The 22651-nt window shown below is 68.7% G+C and carries 23 protein-coding genes; 12 read left to right on the forward strand and 11 right to left on the reverse strand.

Features of this window, described 5'->3' with window-relative positions; all coding sequences use genetic code 11:
- Positions 1 to 26: 26 nt before the first annotated feature.
- Genes ACF8ML_RS09540 through ACF8ML_RS09555 form a run of 4 tightly spaced genes read left to right on the forward strand, consistent with a single transcriptional unit; the run spans position 27 to position 3427 of the window.
- The gene (locus ACF8ML_RS09540; RefSeq protein ID WP_013799989.1) at positions 27 to 899 is read left to right on the forward strand and encodes a branched-chain amino acid ABC transporter permease; all 873 of its coding nucleotides are present in this window, start codon (positions 27 to 29) and stop codon (positions 897 to 899) included.
- A gap of 3 nt (positions 900 to 902) precedes the next feature.
- The gene (locus ACF8ML_RS09545; RefSeq protein WP_392407032.1) at positions 903 to 1970 is read left to right on the forward strand and encodes a branched-chain amino acid ABC transporter permease; all 1068 of its coding nucleotides are present in this window, start codon (positions 903 to 905) and stop codon (positions 1968 to 1970) included.
- Entirely contained in the window at positions 1963 to 2721 is a 759-nt protein-coding gene (locus ACF8ML_RS09550) for an ABC transporter ATP-binding protein (RefSeq protein ID WP_071953933.1), read from the forward strand. The genes ACF8ML_RS09545 and ACF8ML_RS09550 overlap by 8 nt, the downstream gene beginning before the upstream one ends.
- Complete coding sequence (locus ACF8ML_RS09555; RefSeq protein ID WP_016447319.1) at positions 2714 to 3427, forward strand: ABC transporter ATP-binding protein; 714 nt, start codon at positions 2714 to 2716, stop codon at positions 3425 to 3427. Before ACF8ML_RS09550 ends, ACF8ML_RS09555 begins: the two co-directional genes overlap by 8 nt.
- A gap of 32 nt (positions 3428 to 3459) precedes the next feature.
- On the opposite strand, the gene ACF8ML_RS09560 is transcribed toward ACF8ML_RS09555, so the two are convergent.
- The 5 genes from ACF8ML_RS09560 to ACF8ML_RS09580 all read right to left on the reverse strand — a co-directional run bounded on the left by ACF8ML_RS09560 (position 3460) and on the right by ACF8ML_RS09580 (position 8139).
- Positions 3460 to 3657 carry a hypothetical protein gene (locus ACF8ML_RS09560; protein WP_392407033.1) on the reverse strand — a complete coding sequence of 66 codons (198 nt, stop codon included), beginning with the start codon at positions 3655 to 3657 and terminating at the stop codon, positions 3460 to 3462.
- A gap of 118 nt (positions 3658 to 3775) precedes the next feature.
- Entirely contained in the window at positions 3776 to 4390 is a 615-nt protein-coding gene (locus ACF8ML_RS09565; protein ID WP_016447321.1) for a type IV toxin-antitoxin system AbiEi family antitoxin domain-containing protein, read from the reverse strand.
- A 107-nt stretch (positions 4391 to 4497) separates the two neighbouring features.
- Positions 4498 to 4971, reverse strand: coding sequence for a hotdog fold thioesterase (locus ACF8ML_RS09570; RefSeq protein ID WP_012202024.1), 474 nt, complete (start codon positions 4969 to 4971; stop codon positions 4498 to 4500).
- 138 nt (positions 4972 to 5109) lie between these two features.
- A complete protein-coding gene (locus tag ACF8ML_RS09575; RefSeq protein ID WP_012202025.1) occupies positions 5110 to 6624 on the reverse strand; it encodes an acetyl-CoA hydrolase/transferase family protein in 1515 nt (504 codons plus the stop codon).
- A 201-nt stretch (positions 6625 to 6825) separates the two neighbouring features.
- Positions 6826 to 8139 (reverse strand): solute carrier family 23 protein, encoded by a 1314-nt coding sequence (locus ACF8ML_RS09580; RefSeq protein WP_392407034.1) that lies wholly within the window; start codon positions 8137 to 8139, stop codon positions 6826 to 6828.
- A gap of 195 nt (positions 8140 to 8334) precedes the next feature.
- Here ACF8ML_RS09580 and ACF8ML_RS09585 point away from each other — a divergent pair, with 195 nt between their 5' ends.
- The 7 genes from ACF8ML_RS09585 to minE all read left to right on the forward strand — a co-directional run bounded on the left by ACF8ML_RS09585 (position 8335) and on the right by minE (position 15605).
- Positions 8335 to 10398, forward strand: coding sequence for an acetoacetate--CoA ligase (locus tag ACF8ML_RS09585; protein ID WP_392407035.1), 2064 nt, complete (start codon positions 8335 to 8337; stop codon positions 10396 to 10398).
- Positions 10399 to 10486: 88 nt separating this feature from the next.
- Complete coding sequence (locus ACF8ML_RS09590; RefSeq protein WP_392407036.1) at positions 10487 to 11644, forward strand: acyl-CoA dehydrogenase family protein; 1158 nt, start codon at positions 10487 to 10489, stop codon at positions 11642 to 11644.
- Positions 11645 to 11728: 84 nt separating this feature from the next.
- Positions 11729 to 12745 (forward strand): acyl-CoA dehydrogenase family protein, encoded by a 1017-nt coding sequence (locus tag ACF8ML_RS09595; protein ID WP_392407037.1) that lies wholly within the window; start codon positions 11729 to 11731, stop codon positions 12743 to 12745.
- 24 nt (positions 12746 to 12769) lie between these two features.
- Complete coding sequence (locus ACF8ML_RS09600) at positions 12770 to 13558, forward strand: crotonase/enoyl-CoA hydratase family protein (protein WP_016447325.1); 789 nt, start codon at positions 12770 to 12772, stop codon at positions 13556 to 13558.
- 168 nt (positions 13559 to 13726) lie between these two features.
- Positions 13727 to 14473, forward strand: a complete 747-nt coding sequence (minC, locus tag ACF8ML_RS09605; protein ID WP_034348623.1) for a septum site-determining protein MinC — start codon at positions 13727 to 13729, stop codon at positions 14471 to 14473.
- A gap of 49 nt (positions 14474 to 14522) precedes the next feature.
- Complete coding sequence (gene minD / locus ACF8ML_RS09610) at positions 14523 to 15335, forward strand: septum site-determining protein MinD (protein WP_016452260.1); 813 nt, start codon at positions 14523 to 14525, stop codon at positions 15333 to 15335.
- Positions 15336 to 15341: 6 nt separating this feature from the next.
- Positions 15342 to 15605, forward strand: a complete 264-nt coding sequence (gene minE / locus ACF8ML_RS09615; protein ID WP_012202033.1) for a cell division topological specificity factor MinE — start codon at positions 15342 to 15344, stop codon at positions 15603 to 15605.
- A 19-nt stretch (positions 15606 to 15624) separates the two neighbouring features.
- On the opposite strand, the gene ACF8ML_RS09620 is transcribed toward minE, so the two are convergent.
- Genes ACF8ML_RS09620 through ACF8ML_RS09630 form a run of 3 tightly spaced genes read right to left on the reverse strand, consistent with a single transcriptional unit; the run spans position 15625 to position 18342 of the window.
- On the reverse strand, positions 15625 to 16962 hold the full coding sequence (locus tag ACF8ML_RS09620) for a sensor histidine kinase (protein WP_392407038.1): 1338 nt from the start codon (positions 16960 to 16962) through the stop codon (positions 15625 to 15627).
- Positions 16952 to 17632, reverse strand: a complete 681-nt coding sequence (locus tag ACF8ML_RS09625) for a response regulator transcription factor (RefSeq protein WP_016452258.1) — start codon at positions 17630 to 17632, stop codon at positions 16952 to 16954. Before ACF8ML_RS09625 ends, ACF8ML_RS09620 begins: the two co-directional genes overlap by 11 nt.
- Positions 17632 to 18342: a PepSY domain-containing protein gene (locus ACF8ML_RS09630; RefSeq protein ID WP_223275184.1), complete on the reverse strand. Its 711-nt coding sequence runs from the start codon at positions 18340 to 18342 to the stop codon at positions 17632 to 17634. The genes ACF8ML_RS09625 and ACF8ML_RS09630 overlap by 1 nt, the downstream gene beginning before the upstream one ends.
- A gap of 148 nt (positions 18343 to 18490) precedes the next feature.
- Between ACF8ML_RS09630 and ACF8ML_RS09635 the strand changes: the two genes are divergently transcribed.
- Positions 18491 to 19684 carry a DUF5666 domain-containing protein gene (locus ACF8ML_RS09635; protein WP_392407039.1) on the forward strand — a complete coding sequence of 398 codons (1194 nt, stop codon included), beginning with the start codon at positions 18491 to 18493 and terminating at the stop codon, positions 19682 to 19684.
- On the opposite strand, the gene ACF8ML_RS09640 is transcribed toward ACF8ML_RS09635, so the two are convergent.
- The 3 genes from ACF8ML_RS09640 to ACF8ML_RS09650 all read right to left on the reverse strand — a co-directional run bounded on the left by ACF8ML_RS09640 (position 19681) and on the right by ACF8ML_RS09650 (position 22635).
- Complete coding sequence (locus ACF8ML_RS09640) at positions 19681 to 21096, reverse strand: amino acid permease (RefSeq protein WP_392407040.1); 1416 nt, start codon at positions 21094 to 21096, stop codon at positions 19681 to 19683. The two genes, ACF8ML_RS09635 and ACF8ML_RS09640, sit on opposite strands and share 4 nt — an antisense overlap.
- A 209-nt stretch (positions 21097 to 21305) precedes the next feature.
- Complete coding sequence (locus ACF8ML_RS09645; protein WP_016452255.1) at positions 21306 to 21809, reverse strand: flavin reductase family protein; 504 nt, start codon at positions 21807 to 21809, stop codon at positions 21306 to 21308.
- Between the two features lie 190 nt (positions 21810 to 21999).
- The gene (locus ACF8ML_RS09650; RefSeq protein ID WP_203400210.1) at positions 22000 to 22635 is read right to left on the reverse strand and encodes a PolC-type DNA polymerase III; all 636 of its coding nucleotides are present in this window, start codon (positions 22633 to 22635) and stop codon (positions 22000 to 22002) included.
- Between the last annotated feature and the right edge of the window lie 16 nt (positions 22636 to 22651).

Genomic DNA, 22651 nt, shown 5'->3' on the forward strand with positions numbered 1-22651 from the left:
ATATACGGACGCATACGGACATCGCCATGGACCTTGCCACCTTTCTCGTGCAGTGCCTGAACGCCGTCCAGTACGGGCTGCTGCTGTTCCTGCTGGCCTCCGGCCTGACGCTGATCTTCGGGATCATGGGCGTGATCAACCTGGCCCATGGCAGCTTCTACATGATCGGCGCCTACATGGCCTTTGCGCTGTCCCCGCTGCTGGGCCAGCACTTCATCACCATGCTGCTGGCGGGCGTGGCGCTGACCGTGGTGCTGGGCTATGCGCTGGAGTGGGCCTTCTTCAGCTACCTCTACGAGCGCGAGCACCTGCAGCAGGTGCTGATGACCTTCGGGCTGATCCTGGTGTTCGAGGAGCTGCGCTCGCTGCTGGCGGGCAACGACGTGCATGGCGTGCCGCTGCCCGGCTGGCTGTCGGGCAGCTTCTCGCTGGGCGGGCTCATGAGCTATCCGTGGTACCGGCTGTTCGCCTCGGGCGTGTGCCTGCTGGTGGCGCTGGCGCTGTACTGGGTGGTCAACCGCACGCGCCTGGGAATGATGGTGCGCGCGGGCGCCAGCAACCGCGACATGGTGCGCGGCCTGGGCATCGATGTGAAGCGCCTGTACCGCATCGTCTTCGCCATCGGCGTGGCGCTGGCGGCACTGGCAGGCATGATCGCCGCGCCCATGAGTTCGGTCTATCCGGGCATGGGCGGCAACGTGCTCATCATCTGCTTCGTGGTGGTGGTGATTGGCGGCATCGGCTCGATCACGGGCGCGCTGCTGGCCTCGCTGCTGGTGGGCTTTGTCGATACCTTCGGCAAGCTGTTCTTCCAGGAGCTCAGCGGCATGAGCGTCTACCTGCTGATGGCGGTGGTGCTGGTGTGGCGGCCCCAGGGCCTGATGGGGCAAAGGAGCTGAACAATGGCCGTATCCAATCCTTCTCCGGCCCTGCTGGCGGCCGCCGTGCAGCCCGCAGAGATGCCGCAGCGCGCCTGCCGATGGCAGGCCTGCGCCGTGCCGCTGGCCTGCGTGGCGCTGCTGGCGCTGGCCGGCCCCTGGTGGTCGGACTATCTGTGGGGTCTGGTGGTCAAGACCATGATCCTGGCCATCTTCGCGCTCAGCCTGCAGCTGCTGGTGGGCGGCACGGGCCTGGTGAGCCTGGGGCATGCGGCCTTCATGGGCCTGGGCGCCTATGCCGCCGTGCTGTCCGCAGGCAACGAGGGCGGCAGCCTGCCGGCCATGCTGGGCTGGGCGCTGCTGGCCTCGGGTGGCTATGCGCTGCTGGTGGGCCTGCTGAGCCTGCGCACGCGCGGCATCTACTTCATCATGGTGACGCTGGCCTTCGCACAGATGGCCTACTTCGTGGTCCACGACACGGGCATCGGCGGCGGCAGCGATGGCATCTACCTGATGGCCCGGCCCGCGCTGGGCGCCATCGACATGGAAATCCCGCGCGTGCAGTACTACGTGGTGCTGGCCGCCCTGGTGCTGGTCTATGCCTTCCTGGCCGGGCTGCGCCAGTCGCGCTTCGGCGCGGCGCTGGCGGGCATACGCGTCAACGAACAGCGCATGCGTGCGGCCGGCTTCACCACCTACGGGTACAAGCTCGCGGCCTTCGTGCTGGCCGGCATGCTGGCCGGCGTGGCCGGCTTTCTGCTGGCGGTGCGCGATGCCGTGGTCAACCCCGAGCTGCTGTCCTGGCACCACTCGGGAGAGGTGCTGCTGATGGTCATCCTCGGCGGCCTGGGCTCGCTGCGCGGCGCCGTGCTGGGCACGGTGGCCTTCATCGCGCTCAAGGAGGTGCTGTCCACGCATGCCATCGTCGGCCCCATGGCCGATCACTGGCAGCTGAGCCTGGGCCTGGCCATCATCGTGCTCGTGGCCCTGCTGCCGAAAGGACTGATGGGGCTGATCGGGCTGACAGGCCTTGCACGGCAACGCGCCGGAGTACACAACGAGGTCCACCACAAGGAGGCCGGACATGGCTGATGCGGCACTGCTTTCGGTGCGCGGCCTCACGCGCCGCTTCGGCGGGCTCACGGCCGTGGGCGGCGTGGACCTGGACCTGCACGAGGGTGAGGTCCACGCCGTGATCGGCACCAACGGCGCGGGCAAGTCCACCCTGGTCAACATGCTCTCGGGCGAGCTGGCGGCCAGCGCGGGGCGCATCGCGCTCGCGGGGCAGGACGTCACGCGCATGCCCCAGCCCCGGCGCGCGCGTGCCGGCGTGGGCCGCAGCTACCAGCGCACCACCATCTTTCCCGAGTTCTCGGCGCTGGAGAACTGCCGGCTCGCGGCCCAGGCGCAGATGGCGCTCAGGCCCTGGCAGCTGGGTCTGTCCGCACAGCGCTGCGCGGCCAGCCTGCGCCAGGCCCATGCGGCCCTGGAGCGTGCGGGCCTGGCCGGGCAGGCCCAGGCCGTGGCCGGCACACTGAGCCATGGCGCCAAGCGCCAGCTGGAAGTGGCCATGTGCCTGGCCACCGGCCCGCGCGTGCTGCTGCTGGACGAACCGCTGGCCGGCATGGGCGCCGAGGAGACCGAGCGCATGCTGGCCCTGCTGCAGGAGCTCAAGCGCGGCCATGCGGTACTGCTGGTCGAGCACGACATGGACGCCGTGTTCCGCATCGCCGACCGCATCACCGTGATGGTCAACGGCAGCGTGGTGGCCACGGGCACGCCCGCGCAGATCCGTGTCGATCCCGTGGTCCGTACTGCCTATCTCGGAGAAGACGATGACTGAGCCCATGTTCGCCATCGACGAGCTGCATACCTACTACGGCGACAGCCACATCCTGCAGGGCGTGAGCCTGGCGCTGGGCGCGGGCCAGGCCGTGGGCCTGCTGGGGCGCAACGGCATGGGCAAGACCACGCTGATCCGCACGCTCATGGGCTATGTGCCCGCGCGCCGTGGCCGCCTGCGCGCCGATGGCCGCGACTGCACGGGCGCGCCGCCCGAGCGCATGGCGCGGCTGGGCATTGGCTATGTGCCAGAGGGGCGCGGCATCTTCCCCAACCTCAGCGTGCGCGAGAACCTGGTCATGAGCGCCCGCCCCGGCCTGCAGGGAGAGCGCCACTGGACGCTGGAGCGCGTGCTCGACACCTTCCCCCGGCTCGCGGAGCGCCTGGCCAACGGCGGCGACCAGCTCTCTGGCGGCGAGCAGCAGATGCTGTCCATAGGCCGCGCGCTGATGACGCACCCGCGCCTGCTCATCCTCGACGAAGCCACCGAAGGCCTGGCCCCCCTGGTCGTCGCCGAAATCTGGCGCGTGATCGCCGCCATCCGCAGCACCGGCATCTCCACCCTGATCGTGGACCGCGACTACAAAAAGGTCCTGGCCCACACCGACCGCGCCGTGGTCATGGCCAAGGGCCGGCTGGCGCTGCAGGCCGATTCGCGGGAGCTGCTGGCGCAGCCGGAGCGCCTGTCGGAGTTGCTGGGGGTTTGAGATGGTGGTGGGCGGAGGACTTCCAGGCGGTATCAGACGATGCCGCATTGCTGGAATTCCTCTCGCAGCCTTGCCACGACAGGGGCCAGTTCCAGCGCTTCAAGCCGGTTCTTCTTCAGGAAGGCGGCCCACTGCGCCTGCTTGGCCGCATCGCTGCTGAAACCATCGCTCAATCCGGCTGGCAGGCCTGCGGGCAGCGCGAGTTGGCGGCGCTCGAAGGTCGCTGCCATGCCCAGCAGGCAAGCAGACGCTCCAGGCCATAGTGGGTGAGCGTGAGGTTGAAGTCCTGCCGGCGGGCGTCCGCGCATTGCTTCAAACGTGCACGGATCGAGGCTGCGATATCGCGGCTCATGCGGCGATGCTTTCAAGGTAGGGGCGCATCACATTGCTGACGCGGTCGATGGCGGCGTAGTGCCAGAGCGCGTCGGCCGTCAGCTTGCGCTGCGCCCATCCGTCGCGCAGTGCTTCCAGCGCCACATCCAGGCCGATCTTGTTGCGGTACTTGAAGCAATCGGCCACGGTCTTCGATGCGTTGAAGACGGCGACACCGACGCCATCGATCTGCAGGGTTTCCACGCCTTCGGACAGTGCCGCACCGGACATGCGGATGGCGCGCAACGCAGGCTGGTCTATGCGAGGCGTGGGCGAGTGATGGGGAATGGCCATCCACACCTCGAAGGGCGCCTGCGTTCCTATGCCGTGGACCCGCAGCGCGGACAGCAGGCAGACCACCCCTTGCGGTACGCGCAGGGCCACTTCCGCCAGCGAGCGGTGCTCGCTGAGCGGCCGGCCCGGCAGGCTGTACAGGCCGCGTGCAACGCGTTCAAGGCGGCCTGCCGCGACCAGCCGGCTCAGCGCCATGGTCGGCAGGCCAAGCGCGGCAAGGTCGCGTGCGCGCAGCAGCGGCCGTTGTTCGGCCAGTGCCAGAACGGCTTGTTCGAGCGCGGAGCCAGGAGCGGGCATGCCGGAGTCTGTTGTATTGATTAGGCAATTATCAATAACTGAAGAAGAAATACAACGGACAACAGCAACGTGACCGAGAGCGCGACGGTTCTCGGTCCATCAAGCTGTCAGGGCTGGGCCGCCACCGGCGGCTGCGCCGCGAGCTTGACGTTCTGCGCATGCGTGGGCGGCAGCAGCGCCATGGTCAGGCTGCAGGTGCAGGTCAGGCGGCCGGTTTCGTCGTGCAGTTCGATGGCCCAGACATGGGTGGTCTGGCCCAGGTGCACGGGGCGGGCCGTGCCCGTGACCCAGCCCTGGCGCGCGGCGCGCACATGGTTGGCCGAGACGTTCAGGCCCACGCTGCGCCAGCCCTCGGGGATGGAGCAGGCCGCGGCCACCGAGCCCAGGGTCTCGGCCAGCACCACGTTCACGCCGCCGTGCAGGATGCCGTAGGGCTGGCAGGTGCGCTGGTCCACGTGCACGCGGCCGCGCAGGAAGTCGTCACCGATCTCGGTGAACTCGATGCCCAGGTGCGAGACGGCCGTGTCGGCGCTCAGCGAGGTGATGTCTTCAAGGGTGAAGCTGCGCTTCCAGATCGGCATGGGAGAAGTCCTGTGGGTGCAACGAAAAAGACGGCCCCGTGGGCCGTCCTTGCATGCTACGCCAGTCCGGGCAGCCATGCCGATGGCCGCCTGTAGCCCAGGAGACTGCGCGCTGGCGCGCTAACGCGCTTGCGCGGTTCAGGCGCGCATGTCGCCCGTTTCGACAAAGCGCTGGTGCCAGCTCAGCGCTTCGCCCAGGATGTGGGGCGTGTGCAGCGCGCCCTGGCGCTGGGCGCGGTCGAAGTAGTCCTGCAGCTGGGGGCGGAAGTCGGGATGGGCGCAGCGGTCGATGATGACCTGGGCGCGCTTGCGCGGCGACAGGCCGCGCAGGTCGGCCAGGCCCTGCTCGGTGACGATGATCTGCGTGTCGTGCTCGGTATGGTCCACGTGCGAGCACATGGGCACGATGCAGCTGATCTTGCCGCCCTTGGCCACCGAGGGCGTGACGAAGAAGGACAGGTAGCCGTTGCGCGCGAAGTCGCCCGAGCCGCCGATGCCGTTCATCATCCCCGTGCCCATGACGTGGGTGGAGTTGATGTTGCCGTAGATGTCGGCCTCGATCATGGAGTTCATGGCGATCACGCCCAGGCGGCGCACCAGCTCGGGGTGGTTGCTGATCTCCTGGGGGCGCAGGATGATGCGCTCGCGGTAGAAGTCGATGTTCTCCTCGAAGTCCCTGTAGGCGCTGCCGGACAGCGAGATCGAGGTGGCCGAGGCGCGGCTCATCTTGCCCGCGCGCAGCAGGTCCAGCATGCCGTCCTGCAGCACCTCGGTGAAGCCCAGCAGGTTCTCGAACGGACCCGTCAGCAGGCCGGCCAGCACGGCGTTGGCCACGTTGCCCACGCCTGACTGGATGGGCAGCATCTCCTTGGGCAGGCGGCCCATCTTCATCTCGTGCGCGAGGAAGTCGATGATGGACGCGGCGATCAGGTTGGAGTTGGCGTCGGGCTGGGCGAAGACGTTGTCGCGGTCGCCCTTGTGGGTCTCGACCACGGCGACCACCTTGGCCGGGTCCACGCGCAGGTAGGGCTCGCCGATGCGGTCATCGGCATGGGTCAGGGCAATGGGCACGCGGCGCGGCGGGATGGCCGTGCCGTAGTAGATGTCGTGCATGCCTTCCATCTTGGCCGGCGGCTTGGTGTTGACCTCCAGGATCACCTTGTCGGCGATCTCCAGCCAGGTCTTGTTGTTGCCCACGGCGGTGGAGGGGATGAGGCGTCCGTCCTCGGTCACGCCCAGCACCTCGACCACGGCCACGCTCATGGGGCCCAGGAAGCCGAACCACGCATGCTGGGCCACGTGGGACAGGTGCATGTCGATGAAGTCGATCTCGCCGGCATTGATCCTGGCGCGGCAGGTGGGGTCGGTGTTGAAGGGCAGGCGCTGGCCCAGTGCGCCGGCCTCGGCCAGGGCGCCGTCCATCTCGGCGGCCGTGGAGGCGCCGGTCCAGACATTGATCTTGTAGGGCCGGCCGGCCGCGTGTTCGCTCTTGGCGTGCTGGGCGATGGCCTGGGGCAGGGCCTTGGGGTAGCCCGCGCCCGTGAACCCGCTCATGCCGACGTTGACGCCGTGGGGGATCAGGGCGGCGGCCTGCTCGGCCGTCATGGTGCGCGAAAGGAATTCTGGGAAACGTACGCGGTCTGCGAGGGACATCTATGGCTCCGGCTGACGGCTCGCGCCAGCCGGCAGGGTGCCGCAGCGCTGGCTTGCAAGCCTAAAAAAAACCGCCCCATGCAAGAACGCAAGGGCGGTATATCTCCGGAAACCGATGGTAGCAGCGCTGGCAGCGGCCCTCGGGTTTCCCCGTAAAGGCCCTGCCGCGCAGTCAAAGGTTCAAAGAATGTTTGCGTGTGCTCACATTCGGTGAATCAGCGGCTGGTCGTCGCGTGCGTGATCCAGCAGCGCGTACAGGATGATGGCGCCGAAAGTCGCGGTCCCGATGCCGCCCAGCGCGAAGTCGCCGAACTTGAGCGTGAAGTCGCCCGTGCCCAGGATCAGGGTGATGGCCGCCACGATCAGGTTCTTGTTCTGCGAGAAGTCCACGCGGTTGTCCACCCAGATCTTGGCGCCGGCCACGGCGATCAGGCCGAAGACCACGATGGACACGCCGCCCATCACGGGCAGCGGGATCGCCTGGATCAGCGCGCCGAACTTGGGCGAGAAGCCCAGCAGCACGGCCAGGACGGCGGCCACGAAGAACACGGCCGTCGAGTAGATGCGCGTGGCGGCCATCACGCCGATGTTCTCGGCATAGGTGGTCACGCCGGTACCGCCGGCCGCGCCGCTGACCATGGTGGCCACGCCGTCGCCGATGAAGGCCCGGCCCATGTACTGGTCCAGGTTCTTGCCCGTCATGGCGGTCACGGCCTTGATGTGGCCCAGGTTCTCGGCCACCAGGATGATGACCACGGGAACGATGAGCACCATGGCCGGGCCGCTGAACACGGGCGCGTGGAACTGGGGCAGGCCGAACCAGGCGGCATTGGCCACGCCCGACAGGTCCACGGGCTTGCCCATGCCCAGCACATTGGTGAACAGGCCGTACAGCACGCTGGCGGCGATCAGGCCCACCAGGATCAGCAGGCGCTGCACCATGCCGCGCGTGAACACGGCCACCAGGCCCACGCAGACGAAGGTCAGGGCCTGCATCCACGTCTCGAAGTTGTTGGCCGCCATGTTCTTGACGGGTATGGCCGCCAGGTTCAGCCCGATCACGGCCACCACGGCGCCCGTGACCACGGGCGGCATGAAGCGCTCGATCCAGCGCGTGCCCACCAACTGCACCACCAGGCCGATCAGCGCATAGACCGCGCCGCAGGCAATGATGCCGCCCAGCGCCACGCCGATGTTGCCGTTGGCGCCCTTGCCGCCATAGGCCGTGGCTGCGATCACCACGCCGATGAAGGCAAAGGACGAACCCAGGTAGCTGGGCACCTTGCCGCCCGTGATCAGGAAGAAGATCAGCGTGCCGATGCCGCTCATGAGCACGGCCACGTTGGGGTCGAACCCCATGAGGATGGGCGCCAGCACGGTGGAGCCGAACATGGCGATCACGTGCTGTATGCCCATCAGCCCGGTCTGGGGCCAGGGCAGGCGCTCATCGGGGCCGATCACGCCTCCCCGTTGCAGCTGGTCGGCGGATTTCTCCGTCCATTGGAAAAGGCCCATGTGGCATCGCTCCTTGTAAAAAATTGGCGCGATATTAGAGGCATTTGTTTTCTGGCAGGAGGGGGCGAGCGGAAATTTTTTCCCAGTGTTTGTGCGCAGATACGCGATCCGGCCCGCAGACTTTGTCGCCCAGGTGCCAGGCTAGTGGCTTTCCCGTCTGGGCTCGCGGGCAGCGCGCGCGTACCGTGGCCGGTCATGAGCCACACCCCTGCCTTCATCCCCCAGATCCGCCTGTACCAGGACTGGCTGCGCGAGCGCCACGGCCTGCAGTTCGACAGCTACGACGCGCTGTGGCGCTGGTCGGTGACCGACCTGGACGCCTTCTGGCAAAGCATCTGGGACTACAACGCGCTGCAGTCGCCCACGCCGCACACGGCCGTGCTGGAGCGCAACACCATGCCCGGCGCCCAGTGGTTTCCGGGCGCCCAGATCAACTACACGCGCCAGGCGCTGCGCCATGTGGATGCCGCCCATGCGGCCGGCATGCCCGCCGTGGTCAGCCGCAACGAGACGGGCCGCCACCGCGAACTGTCCTGGCCCGAGCTGCGCCGCCAGGTCGCCGCCCTGGCCCTGCACCTGAAGGCCCAGGGCGTGGGCCGCGGCGACCGCGTGGCCGCCTACCTGCCCAACATCCCCGAGGCCATGGTCGCCCTGCTGGCCACGGCCAGCCTGGGCGCCGTCTGGAGCATCTGCGCGCCCGACATGGGCACCAACGCGGTGCTGGACCGCTTTCGCCAGATCGCGCCCAAGGCGCTGATCGCCGTCGATGGCGTGCACTACGCCGGGCGCGATATCGACCGCATGGCCGTGCTGGCGGAGCTGCGCGCAGGCCTGCCCAGCGTGGAGCATGTGGTCCTTGTGCCCAACCTGGACCTGCAGGCCAGGCTGGCCGATGCCGCCGACTACGGCCAGGTCACGGCCCGCGACGACGCGGCCACGGCGGCCTTCGAGCCCGAATGGCTGCCCTTCGACCACCCGCTGTGGATCGTCTACTCCAGCGGCACCACCGGCCTGCCCAAGCCCATCGTCCACGGCCATGGCGGCATGGTGCTGGTGGCCCTGCAGCTCAAGGCCCTGCACAACGACGTGGGCTGCAGCTACCACCCCAACAGCTGGGGCGAGCGCTACCACTGGTACAGCTCCACGGGCTGGGTGATGTGGAATGCCCAGGTCTCGGGCCTGCTGGGCGGCACCACCTGCGTGATCTTCGACGGCAGCCCCGGCGGCAGCAAGGACAGGCCCGACTGGGGCGTGCTGTGGCGCTTCGCGGCCGAGACCGGCGTGACCAGCTTCGGCTCGGGCGCGGCCTTCTACGCCAACTGCATGAAGGCCGGCGTGGACCTGACGCAGTGCGGCGACCTGTCGCGCATCCGCAGCCTGGGCACCACGGGCTCGCCCCTGTCGCCCGAGGTGCAAAGCTGGGGCACGGCGCAGTTCGCAGGCATGGGGCGGCCTGACATCTGGTGGAACAACATCTCGGGCGGAACCGACTTTGCGGGCGCCTTCATCGGCGGCCACCGCGAGCTGCCCCAGCAGCCGGGCATCATGCAGTGCCGCCAGCTGGGCGCGGCCGTGGAGGCCTGGAACGAGCAGGGCCAGCCCGTCATCGACGAGGTGGGCGAGCTGGTCTGCACCCAGCCCATCCCCTCCATGCCTCTGTACCTGTGGGGCGATGCGGACGGCAAGCGCTACCTGTCCAGCTACTTCGACATGTACCCGGCCGGCCATGGCCGCGCGCCCGGCGGCGGCGACGGCCCCGCCGCCATGGGCCCGGTCTGGCGCCACGGCGACTGGATACGCATCCTCCCGGAGGGCGGCTGCATCATCTACGGCCGCAGCGACGCCACCATCAACCGCCACGGCCTGCGCATGGGCACCAGCGAGATCTACAGCGCCGTCGAGGCCCTGCCCGAAGTGCTGGACTCCATGGTCGTGGACCTCGAATACCTGGGCCGCGAAAGCTACATGCCGCTGTTCGTGGTGCTGCGCCCGGGCGTGGATCTGGACGACGCCCTGCGCGCGCGCCTGCAGGGCGCCATCCGCCAGGCCCTGTCGCCGCGCTTCGTGCCCGACGAGATCGTGCAGGTGGCCGAGATCCCGCGCACGCTCAGCGGCAAGAAGCAGGAGCTGCCCATCAAGAAGCTGATGCTGGGCCAGCCGCTGGACAAGGTGGTCAACAAGGAGGCCATGGCCAACCCGGGCTGCCTGGACTGGTATGTGGGCTTTGCGGCGCAGCATGCCAAGGCACAGGCAGCCTGATATTCAAACGGTATCAGTGGCTCGGTTTTTAATATTGGACTGCGACAGACCGGCTGCCTAGAGTGGGGTCCAACCATGGAGCCCTGCAATGAGTGTGCTTGATTCCCTTGCCCTGACCCGCATCCCCGCCGAGGACGAAGCCCTGCGCGCCGAGGTACGCGCCTTCCTCGCCCAGTCCATAAGCGGCCTGCCGCCCCATGTGCGTGCGCGCTCCTGGGGCGGCTACAGCGCCGAACTGAGCCGGCAGCTGGGCGAAAAGGGCTGGATAGGCGTCACCCTGCCGCGCGAGTACGGCGGTGGCGGGCGCAGCGCCTTCACGCGCTACGTGCTGGTGGAGGAATACCTGGCCTGCGGCGCACCCGTGGGATCGCACTGGATTGCCGACCGCCAGAGCGGCCCGCTGATCCTCAAGTACGGCACCGAGGCGCAAAAGCGGTTCTACCTGCCGCGCATCTGCCGGGGCGAGGCCTTCTTTTGCATCGGCATGAGCGAGCCCGGCGCGGGCTCGGACCTGGCCAGCGTGAAGACGCGCGCCGCGCCGAACGGCAAGGGCTTCGTGCTCAACGGCCAGAAGATCTGGACCACCAACGCCCACCACTGCCACTACATGATCGCCCTGGTGCGCACCTCGGGCGAGGCGGGTGACCGGCACAAGGGGCTGTCCCAGGTCATCGTGGACCTGTCGCTGCCGGGCGTGACCGTGCGGCCCATCACCGACCTCTCGGGCGACAGCCATTTCTGCGAAGTCTTCTTCGACAACGTGCAGCTGCCGCCCGACGCCCTGATCGGCCATGAAGGCCAGGGCTGGGAGCAGGTCACGGCCGAGCTGGCCTTCGAACGCAGCGGGCCCGAGCGGCTGTTCTCCAGCATCGTGCTGTTCGACGAATGGCTGGCCTGGCTGCGTGCAACGGGCGAGCGCAGCGAAGGCGCGCTGCGCCTGGCCGGCCGCGTGTTCACCGAGCTGGCCCCGCTGCGCGCCATGTCGGTGGCCGTGCAGGACAAGCTGGTGCGCGGCGAAAGCCCCATCGTCGAGGCGGCCCTGGTCAAGGAGCTGGGCACGACGCTGGAGCAGTCCATTCCCGCCGCCATCGCCGATGACCTGTTCGCACGCGAGGCGTCCGAGGTTCCGCTGGAGCTGCTACGCACCCTCAACTACGTGACGGAGGTTGCGCCTTCGTATTCATTGCGCGGCGGCACGCGCGACATCCTGCGCGGAATGATCGCGCGTGGCCTCGGCCTGCGTTGAATAAGGTTCCCCTTAAGTTGGGGCGCGCCAGTTTCAAACGGAACGCCCAAGGCCTGGCGTCATGTGTCATGAATGGAGAGAGACATGGAAGACGATTTGTTTGCCGATGCCGCACGCCAGCTGCTGCAGGGCGAGTGCACGCCCGCGCGGGTGCGCGCCATCGAGGCCGGGGGCTCGCCCCGGGCGCTGTGGCAATCGCTGGAGCAGGCCGGCTTTGCCGATGCCCTGGTGCCCGAGCACGCGGGCGGCGCGGGGCTGGCGCTGGCGCAGCTGTTCGATGTGTGGTCGCAGGCCGGCGCCCATGCGCTGCCCGTGCCGCTGGGCGAGACCATGCTGGCGCGCGCGTTGCTGGCTGGCGCGGGGGCGGAGCGTCCACCAGGCGCCATCGCGTTGGCGCAAGGCCTGCTCCAGGCGGATGGCGGCCTGCACTGCGCACCCGTGCGCCTGGGCGCGGTGGCGGACAGCGTGCTGGTGCAGCATGCGCAGGGCTGGAGCCTGCTGCCCGTGGCGCAGGCGCAGTCCGAGCCGGCGGCCTTCTGCCTGGACGTGAACCTGCGCTGGAGCGCCGATCAGGTCCGCGCAGCACCTGCTCCCGATATCGCCCTGCCGGATGGGCTGGACCTGCGCACGCTGCAGGCCGGCCTGGTGGCGGTGCAGCTGGGGGGCGCGCTCATGGAGGTGTTCCAGCGCACGCTGCAGTATGCGAATGACCGCCAGCAGTTCGGCCGCCCCATCGGCAAGTTCCAGGCCATTCAGCACCAGCTGGCGGTGATGAGCGAGCATGTCTTCGCCGCGCGCATGGCGGCCCGGCTGGGCTGCGCGGGGCAGGGCATCTTCCCCGATCGGCTGCGCGTGGCCGTGGCCAAGGCGCGCTGCAGCCAGGCCGCGCTGGACGTGGCCGAGGCGGCCCACGCCATCCACGGCGCCATGGGCTTCACCGAGGAATACGACCTGCAACTGCTCACGCGCCGCCTGCATGCCTGGCGCCAGACGGCGGGCTCCGAGTCGTACTGGCACGGTGTTGCTGGCGCCGCGCTGGTCCATGGCCACGCGGGCAGCACGCTGGACCTGATCCGTTCGACCACCGACATCACCGAATAAACCCTTGCTCAAGGAGTCTTCTCCATGTCCTTTCTAAACATCGCCCGCGACGGCGCCATCTGGACCCTCACCATGAACCAGCCCGAGACGCGCAATGCGCTCACGGGCAACACGGCCGTGGAGGAATTCGTGCAGGTCTGCGACGAGATCCGGCGCGACGCCTCGGTCAAGGCCGTCATCCTCACGGGCGCCGGCCCCATCTTCAGCTCGGGCGGCAACGTCAAGGACATGCAGCGCTTCTTCGACGACGCGCTCACGCCCGACGCCATCCGCGAGGAGTACCGCCAGGGCATACAGCGCATTCCGCGTGCCCTGACCCAGCTGGACGTGCCCGTGATCTGCGCCATCAACGGCCCGGCCATCGGCGCGGGGCTGGACCTGACCTGCATGTGCGACATCCGCATCGCCAGCGAGACGGCCACCTTTGCCGAGAGCTTCGTGCGCGTGGGCATCGTCCCCGGGGACGGCGGCGCCTGGCTGCTGCCGCGCGCCGTGGGCCGCGCCAAGGCGGCCGAGATGGCGTTCACGGGCGAGGCCATCGACGCGCAGCAGGCCCTGGCCTGCGGCCTGGTCAGCCGCGTCGTGCCGGCGGACCAGCTGCTGCCCACGGCACGCGCACTGGCCGACAAGATCGCCGCCAACCCCGGCGCCGTGATGCGCATGACCAAGCGCCTGCTGCGCGAGGGCGAGCACAGCACGCTGGAATCGCTGCTGGAGCTGTCCGCCGGCTACCAGGCCCTGGCCCACAAGACCGCCGACCACCGCGAGGCCGTGATGGCCTTCGTGGAGAAGCGTAAGCCCCGGTTTCAGTGACCGGGCCCGCCCGGCCCCCGCCACGGGGGCATGGGCCGTGTGTGACACAACACAAATGGACACTCCCCGGTGCCGGCCTCCCGGCGGGAGTGGGCGCCCATGTACTGCACACACAGTACACTTTGCGCGTCGAGAGGCAACTCTCCCATCCACCGCACTCCCAGTCCCATGGCCGTTGAAACGACGAGTACTGCCCGCCCCAGCTTCGACCTCAAGAGCGCGCAGCTGCCCGTGGTGGCCGTGACCCTGCGGGATACCGACGTACGTGCGCTCGTGGCCGACCTGGCCCAGCGCCTGGCCGACGACCCGGATTTCTTCGACAACGACCCCGTGCTGATCGACCTGGCCCATGTGCGCGAGGCCGAGGAGGCCATCGACTTCGCCGTGCTCGTGGAGGCGCTGCGCTTTCACCGCACCGTGCCCGTGGCCGTGCGCGGCGGCAGCCCCGCCCAGATGGAGGCGGCGCGCGCCGCAGGCCTGGCGCCCGCGCCCGAGGCCGCACCCGTGCGGCCCACGGTGCCCGAGATCGAGATCCAGGAAGTCGTGCGCGAGATCGAGGTGGTGCGCGAGGTGCCTGCTCCCCAGGCCGACGCCCTCATCGTGGACAAGCCGCTGCGCTCGGGCCAGCGCGTCTATGCGCGCGGCACCGACATCGTGGTGCTGGCCATGGTCAGCTATGGCGCCGAAGTCATCGCCGACGGCAACGTCCATGTCTACGCGCCGCTGCGCGGCAGGGCCATCGCCGGGGCACGCGGCAACACCGAGGCGCGCATCTTCAGCACCTGCATGGAAGCACAGCTGCTGTCGATTGCCGGCATCTATCGCACAATCGAGACCGATCTCCCGGCGGACGTAGCTGCCAGGCCCGCCAAGGTGCGTCTCGACGGCGAGAAAATCCTCATCGAGCCGGTATGACACCGGACCCTTCTTCTTTGCTCTCCAGTCTTTAAGGAACCGTGCAAACATGGCCAAAATAGTCGTCGTGACCTCCGGCAAGGGTGGCGTGGGCAAGACCACCACCAGCGCCAGCTTCGCATCGGGCCTCGCATTGCGCGGGCACAAGACCGCCGTCATCGATTTCGACGTGGGCCTGCGCAACCTGGACCTGATCATGGGCTGCGAGCGCCGCGTGGTCTACGACCTGATCAACGTCATCCAGGGCGAGGCCAACCTCAACCAGGCCCTGATCAAGGACAAGCAGTGCGACAACCTCTTCGTGCTGGCCGCCTCCCAGACGCGTGACAAGGATGCGCTCACGCAGGACGGCGTCAAGAAGATCCTGGACGACCTGGCAGGCATGGACTTCGAGTACATCGTCTGCGACTCGCCGGCCGGCATCGAAAGCGGTGCGCTGATCGCCATGCACTTCGCCGACGAGGCCCTGGTCGTGACTAACCCCGAAGTCTCCTCCGTGCGCGACTCTGACCGCATCCTGGGCATGCTCAGCTCCAAGACCGCGCGCGCCATTGCGGGCGAGAGCGTCAAGGAACACCTGCTGATCACGCGCTACAACCCCAACCGCGTGCAGGACGGCCAGATGCTGTCGCTGGAGGACATCCAGGACATCCTGCGCATCGAGCTGATCGGCGTCGTGCCCGAGTCCGAAACCGTGCTGCAGGCCTCCAACCAGGGCATTCCCGCCGTGCACATGCAGGGCTCGGACGTGGCCGAGGCCTACCAGGACGTGGTCGCGCGCTTCCTGGGCGAGGAAAAGCCCATGCGCTTCACCGAAGCGCAAAAGCCCGGCTTCTTCAAACGCATGTTCGGGGGGAGGTAAGCGGCCATGTCCATGCTCTCTTTCCTGCTCGGAGAAAAGAAGAAAACGGCCTCGGTGGCCAAGGAGCGCCTGCAGATCATCCTCGCGCGCGAACGCGTGGGCGGCAACGGCGGTGGCCCCGACTACCTGCCTGCGCTGCAAAAGGAGCTGATGGCGGTGATCTCCAAGTACGTGGACATCGACGTCAACGACATCAAGGTGCACCTGGAGCGCCAGGAAAACCTGGAAGTGCTCGAAGTCAAGATCGAACTGCCCGACGCCTCGCGCTGAGCGCCGCTCGGCGCCGTGCTCAGCCCAGGCGCAGCGTGCAGCGCAACCCGCCCAGCGGGCTTGGCCCCATCTCCAGCGATCCACCATAGGTCTCGGCGATGTCGCGCACGATGGCCAGGCCCAGGCCGTGGCCCTGGGCCTGTTCGTCGAAGCGGACACCGCGCTCCATGGCCTGCGCGAGATGCTCCGGTGCCAGGCCTGGGCCGTCGTCATCGATCTGCAGCAGCGTCGTCGTGCCATCCTGGCACACGGCCAGCGTGACGCGGCTGCGCGCCCACTTGCCGGCGTTGTCCAGCAGGTTGCCCGCCATCTCCTCCAGGTCCGAGGCCGCGCCGCGCCAGCGCAGCCCATGGCAGGGCAGCGGCGTGGAGGTCTGGATGGACCAGGACAGGCGCCGCTGGGCGTGGATCTGGCGCATGGCATCCAGCAGCCGGGCCAGCACCTCATCCAGCGCCACGCTGCCGGCGCTGCCGGCGCCGCTGGCGAAGCGCGCCAGATGGCGGTCGATGGTGTGGGACATGGCCTGTACCTGGTCACGCAGCCACGGGCCATCGACCTGATGGCCGCGTGCCTGGATGCCGAGCACGGCCAGCGGCTTCTTGAGCGCATGGCTCAGGTCGGCCGCCTGGTGGCGCGCGCGCTCCACGACCTGGGCATTGCGCTGCAGCACCTGGTCCACGGCCTCGGCAATCGGGTCCAGGTCGGGGCCGAAGTGCCGCCCCAGCTGCGTGCGTGTACCGTCTTCCATGTCCTGCAGCGCCTGCTGCAGGCTGCGCAGCGGCTGCAATCCCAGGCGCACCAGCGCCACCGTGCACAGCAGCAGCGCGGCGACCAGGCCCAGCTCGGTGACCAGCAGGATGCGGTCGATGCGGCGCCATTCCTGGCGCGTACCGTCCAGCGGGCCGAAGACGTGCAGCTGCACACGCCGGCCCGCGACATCGAAGCTGCGGCGCAGTCCCAGTAGTTCGCGCCCCTGCGGCCCGCGCAGCGACAGCAGCGTCTCGCTGCCCTTGTGCCCGGGCCAGGGACGGGCGTCGTCCAGCTCCAGGCTGTCGTCCCAGACCGAGCGCGACTGCTGCATCCGCCCGTCCTGCTCCAGTGTCCAGTACCAGCCCGAGAAAATGCGGCCGAACTCGCCGCGATTGAGCCGCGTGCCCTGCCCGGTCAGGGGTCCCGGGGACTGCAGCTCGGCCTGCAGCCGCTCGGCGCGGTCCTGCAGGCCGGCCTTGAAGCTGCGCAGCACCGCATCGTGCAACTGCTCACGCAGCAGCCAGCTGGCGGCCGTGCCGCAGGCCAGCGTGGCCACCAGGCTCAGTGCCAGCAGGCGCTCCGACAGGCCCCAGTGTCTAGGACGCATGGTCGCCGCTGGCCTGCTGCAGGCGAAAGCCCCGTCCGCGCTCGGTATGGATCAGGCCATGCGGGGACAGTTTGCGGCGGATGCGGCCGACCAGCACGTCCACGGTGTTGGAGTCCGGGTCCAGGTCGCGTGCGTAGACATGCTCGCTGATGTCGGCGCGGCTGACGAGCTGTCCATGCCGGTTGGTCAGAAAGCTCAGGATGCGTTGCTCCTGCGCGGTCAGCGCAAGCGGCCGACCTTCGAGCGTGAAGCGGTCTGCCATGGTGTCGTAGGCCAGCGGGCCTATCTGCACCAGGGGCCGGCTGCTGCCTGCTGCGCGCCGGTGCAGCACACGCAGCCGCGTGACGACCTCCTCGTGCAGAAAGGGCTTGGTCAGGTAGTCGTCTGCGCCGGCCTGGAAGGCCGTGAGCTTGTCGCTCCAGCGGTTGCGGGCCGTGAGCACCAGCACGGGAAAGGAGCGGCCCTGCTCGCGCCAATGGCGCAGCACCGAGACGCCGTCCTGTCCTGGCAGCCCCAGGTCCAGCAAGGCGGCGTCATAGTGTTCGACGCTGCCCAGTTCCTGGGCGAGGCGGCCGTCCGCGCAGCACTCGGCCAGCATGCCGGCCTCCTGCAGGATGGCCTGCAGGCCTGCAGCAAGATCGGCGTCGTCTTCGACGATGAGCACCCGCATCAGCGCAGTCCGTCCTCTTCGATGGGCTGGCCGCTGTACGCATCCACATGCACTTCGATGCTGCGGCCGGCGCTCAGCTGCAACTCGACCTCGTAGTAGGCGCGCTGCCGGACGTCGATCTTGAGCTCGGCCTCTGTGGCGCGGGCCTGGTACTTGCGCTCCAGTTCCTCAAGAATGCGCGGCAGCGGTTGCAGCGTGGCGGCCTGCTCCCGGCTCAGGACAGGCTCCGCCAGGATGCGGCCCGTCTGGGCGTCGGCGCGCAGCAGCTGCTCACGGCCTTCGCGCGTGAGCAGCTGGATCTCGTAGTAGGGCCTGGGGCTGCGCGTTTCCTCCAGCTCGATCTGCAGCACGGTGCCGGGATGCAAGCGGGTGACGGCTGCCGCCACGGCGGACATGGGTATCAGCACGGCGGTGGTCGCGCCCGGCCGGGGGATGTCCTGTCCCGTGACTGCATCGATATAGATCTCCGTGCGCTGGCCATTGGCGAGCTTGATTTCGTACCAGCGCCGGCCGTCGGCGCCGCGCTCGAGTTCGATGTCGATGACGCGCCCTTTGTGGCGCTGCTGCACGTCCTGGAGGATTTCCGCCAAGGGCCGCAGGCGCTTGGACTGTACCTCGCGGCGCACGCTTTCATGCTCCGCTGGCGTGGTGGCAGAGGCGGGCGCCAGCGGCAAGGCCAGCAAGGCAGCAAGTGCGAGGCGGAGTTTCACGGCCACGCATCTTATGTGCACGTTCTTAAACAGTGCATGAACGCGCCATTCATGCGCGGTTTAGGCGCCTTTGCCGACACTGCAGGCGGTTGCACCGATGGCCCCGCCGCGGTGCCTTTTCATCTGTTTCTTTCTGGCATCGAACACCATGCATTTTCTTCGCTTTTCCCGCTCCGCCCCGCCATTGCCCCGGGTCCTGGGCGCTGGCGCGCTCTCGCTGTCCGTGCTGCTGGCCGCCTGCGGCGGCGGCGGGGCTGACAAGCCCGCCCCCACGCCGGTCACTCCCAGCGCCAGCTATGCGTCGGGCACCATTGACGGCTTCGGCTCCATCCTGGTCAATGGGGTGCGGTATGACGAGCGCCAGGCCCGGATCACCGATGGCGATGGCGTCCTGCTGGCCAGCGATGCGCTCAAGCTGGGCATGGCGGTCCATGTCACGGCCGACCCCGTGACCACCGGCAGCGATGGTGTGGCGCGCGCCATGGCCCGCCAGATTCTTGTGCGCAGCGATCTGGAAGGTCCGTTGAGCGCGGTCGTGGGCGACCGGCTGACCGTACTGGGCCAGACCGTGATCGTCGATGCGGCCACGGTGTTCGAGGACGGCCGCGCGGCGGCGCTGCAGGTCGGCCGTGTGCTGGAAGTCCATGGCCTGCGCGATGCGCAGGGCCGCATTCTTGCCAGCCGCATCGAGATCGAGGATGACGCCGACGAGCCCTGGCGCCTGCGCGCGCCTGTGGATGCCGTTGACATGTCGCGCCGCACCCTGCGCATCGGCGAGGCCGTCGTCAACTGGAGCGGCGTGCAGGTTGCCGCCGCGCTGGCTGCCGGCGACGTGGTCAGCCTGCGCCTGGCGCGCCAGCCCGATGCCGCCGGCCTGTGGGTGGCCACCGCACTGTCGGTGCAGCGTCCCACGCTGCCCGAACAGGCAGGCGTGGAGGCCGACGTCACCGGCCATATCACCCGCATGGACTCGCCGACCCGCTTCGTCGTGGACGGCCTGAGCGTGGACGCGGGCAGCGCCACACGCCTGCCCGCAGGCCTTGCCGTGGGCGACCTGGTCGAGGTCGAGGGTATGTTCCAGGACGGGGTGCTTCGCGCCTCCGAGGTCGAGCGCAAGCTGCGGCTGGACAGTGACGATGGCTTCGAGATCGAGGGCCGCATCACCGCTGTCGACAGCCTGGCCGGCATCTTCGAGCTGCGCGGCGTGCGCGTGGACTATCGCAATGCGCGCTTCGAGGATGGCAGCGCTGCCCAAATTGCCGTGGGGCGCGTGGTCGAGGTCAAGGGCCGGCTCTCGGACGATGGCGCGATGGTGGTGGCCACCGAGGTCGAGTTCGACTAAGGGTTCGCGTTCGCCGCAGGCCGCATGGCCTCGCTCTGCGCACGCGCGGCGGCGGGGCGCACCCACAGCAGGTAGGCGGCGCCCAGCAGCACGATCCACAGGCCGCCCACGACCAGGGCTGCACGGGTGTGGGGGAAGTAGCCGAGCACGCCCAGCACCAGCAGCATGAAGGCGATGGCGGCCAGGGGCGCGGCGGGCCACAGCGGGACCGGGAACTTCAGCGCGGCCACCTGCTGCGGGCTCATGCGGCGGCGCGCCGCGAACTGCGACAGCAGGATCATCAGCCAGACCCAGACCGTGGCGAAGGTGGCGATGGAGGCGATCAGCAGGAACACGTCCTCGGGAATCAGGTAGTTCAGCACCACGCCGGCCAGCAGCGCCACGGCCATCACCACCACCGTCATCCAGGGCACGCCATGGCGCGAGACGCGGCCGAAGCCGGCGGGGGCCTGGCCCTGGTGTGCCATGCCGTACAGCATGCGGCCGGCGCCGAAGATGTCGCTGTTGATGGCCGACACGGCCGCCGATATCACCACGACGTTGAGGATGGTGGCGGCCGAGGAAATGCCCAGGCCGCTGAAGATCTGCACGAAGGGGCTGCCCTGGCTGCCGATCTGCGGCCAGGGGAAGATGCTCATCAGCACGAACAGCGTGAGCACGTAGAACAGCAGGATGCGCAGCGGCACGGCGTTGATGGCGCGCGGGATCACGCGCGCCGGGTCCTTGGCCTCGCCGGCCGAGATGCCGATGATCTCGATGCCGCCGAAGGCGAACACCACCACCGCCAGCGAGGCGATCAGGCCCGGGAGGCCATTGGGCATGAAGCCGCCGTGCGCCCACAGGTTCTGCATGCCGGGGGGCGCCTGGCCGGCCGCCATGCCGAAGCCGAACACCATGATGCCCAGGCCGCCGCCGATCATGGCGATGATGGCCGCCACCTTGAGCAGGGACAGCCAGAACTCCATCTCGCCGAACACCTTGACCGAGCACAGGTTGAGCGCGCCGATGAAGCAGACGATGGACAGCACCCAGATCCAGCGCGGCACCTCGGGAAACCAGAACCCCATGTAGATGCCGAAGGCCGTCACGTCGGCCAGGCAGACGATGACCATCTCGAAGGTATAGGTCCAGCCCGTGACGAAGCCGGCGAACGGCCCCAGGTAGTCGCTGGCGTACTGGCCGAAGGAGCCGGGCACGGGGTTGTGCACGGCCATCTCGCCCAGCGCGCGCATCACCATGTAGACCGCCGCGCCCGCCAGCAGGTAGGCGATCAGCACCGAGGGCCCCGCCTGCTGTATGGCCTTGGCCGAGCCGTAGAACAGCCCCGTGCCTATGGCCGAGCCCAGTGCCATGAAGCGGATATGGCGGGCCGACAGCCCTCGGTGCAGGCTGCCTGCAGATGGTGAACTCATGTGCTGTCTCCCCCCGTCATTGGTGAAATGGCTGCCGCATCCACGGGCTTCATCAGCCTGCGGATGGGTCTGCGATCAGATGTATAAGCCTGTATATACAATATGCGCAGACACCGATTTCCCGGACCGGGGATTACCCGGAGGCGGGAAGGAACGGGAATGGGGGAGTGGCCGAAAGAGGCGAAGAGAGTGCCGCCGCGGGCCCGGGCTCAGCCCAGGCCGCCCGTGTGCATGCGGCCTGCGTGGTACAGCAGCGGCGTGTGGCCGGCCTGGTGGCTGCACTGCTCGACCTCGCCGATGAAGATCACATGGTCGCCCTCTTCATGGCGATGGCGGTTGCGGCACTCGAAGACGGTGGTGGCTTCGGTCAGCAGCGGCACGCCCTGGGCCGAGCTGCGCCAGGCGGTGTTGGCGAAGCGGTCCACGCCCTTGCGCGCGAACAGCTCGGCCAGGGGCTTTTGCGAGGCCGACAGCACGTGGATGGCGTAGTGCGAGCAATGCTGGAACACGGGCAGCGAGGCCGCCGACAGCGCCATGCTCCACAGCACCAGCGGCGGTGTGAGCGAGACCGAGTTGAACGAGCTCACGGTGACGCCCACCGGATGGCCCTGCGGGCTGCGCGCGGTGACGATGGTCACGCCCGTGGCGAACTGGCCCAGCGCGTCGCGGAACTCGCGCGACGAGAACGGGGCCTGAGGGGCCAGGTTGGCCATGGCGGCAGGAGGCAGGGCGGAATTCACGGGTGCAAGAACCAGGCGGCAGCAAGGCGGCAGCAGGGCTGCCGCGTTTGGGACGGGCGCCCGTAGCCGGGCAGCAACCGTGCATTATGGGTGCGGATGCCGGCAGATGCGGCCGATGGGGATTTGGCCAGGGAGGTCTTTGCCTTGCGTGCGCCGTGCCGGCTCACAGCGCCATGCGCATCTGGGCGGGCGCGGCGTTCTCCTGCAGCCAGCCTGCCATGCGGGCGCGCGCGCAGCGCTGCAGCCGCATCAGCAGGGCATGCTCGGGCCAGGCCAGCGCATAGCGCCGGCACAGGTCCTGCTGCATGCGCGCCAGCAGGGCGGCGGCCATTTCGGCATCGGCCAGCGCCCGGTGGGCACGCTCGGCCACGGGCAGGCCCAGGTGGGCGGTGAGCCGGCTCAGGCTGTGGCTGGGCGCCTCCGGGTAGATGCGGCGCGACAGCAGCACGGTGCAGGCAAAGGGCTGGGGCGCGGCCTCGCCGGCCAGGGCCAGTTCGGACTGCCAGAACTTGCTGTCGAAGGCCGCGTTGTGCGCCACCATGGGCGCGCTGCCCACGAAGCGGGCGGCATCGCGCATCACGTCCTCGGCGGGCGGCGCGGCTGCGACCATGGCATTGGTGATGCCGGTCAGCCGCGTGATGAAGGGCGGTATCCAGGCGCCCGTGCGCATCAGGCTCTGGAAGCGGTCCACGACCTGGCCGCCCTCGATCAGCACGATGGCGACCTCGGTGGCACGCGCGCCCTGGGCGGGCGCCATGCCCGTGGTTTCAAAGTCGATGACGGCAATCGGCTGCGGCATGGGGCGATTGTGCCCG

The organism is Delftia sp. WSY_10 (genome assembly GCF_043104705.1).
GTDB lineage: Bacteria > Pseudomonadota > Gammaproteobacteria > Burkholderiales > Burkholderiaceae_C > Comamonas > Comamonas tsuruhatensis.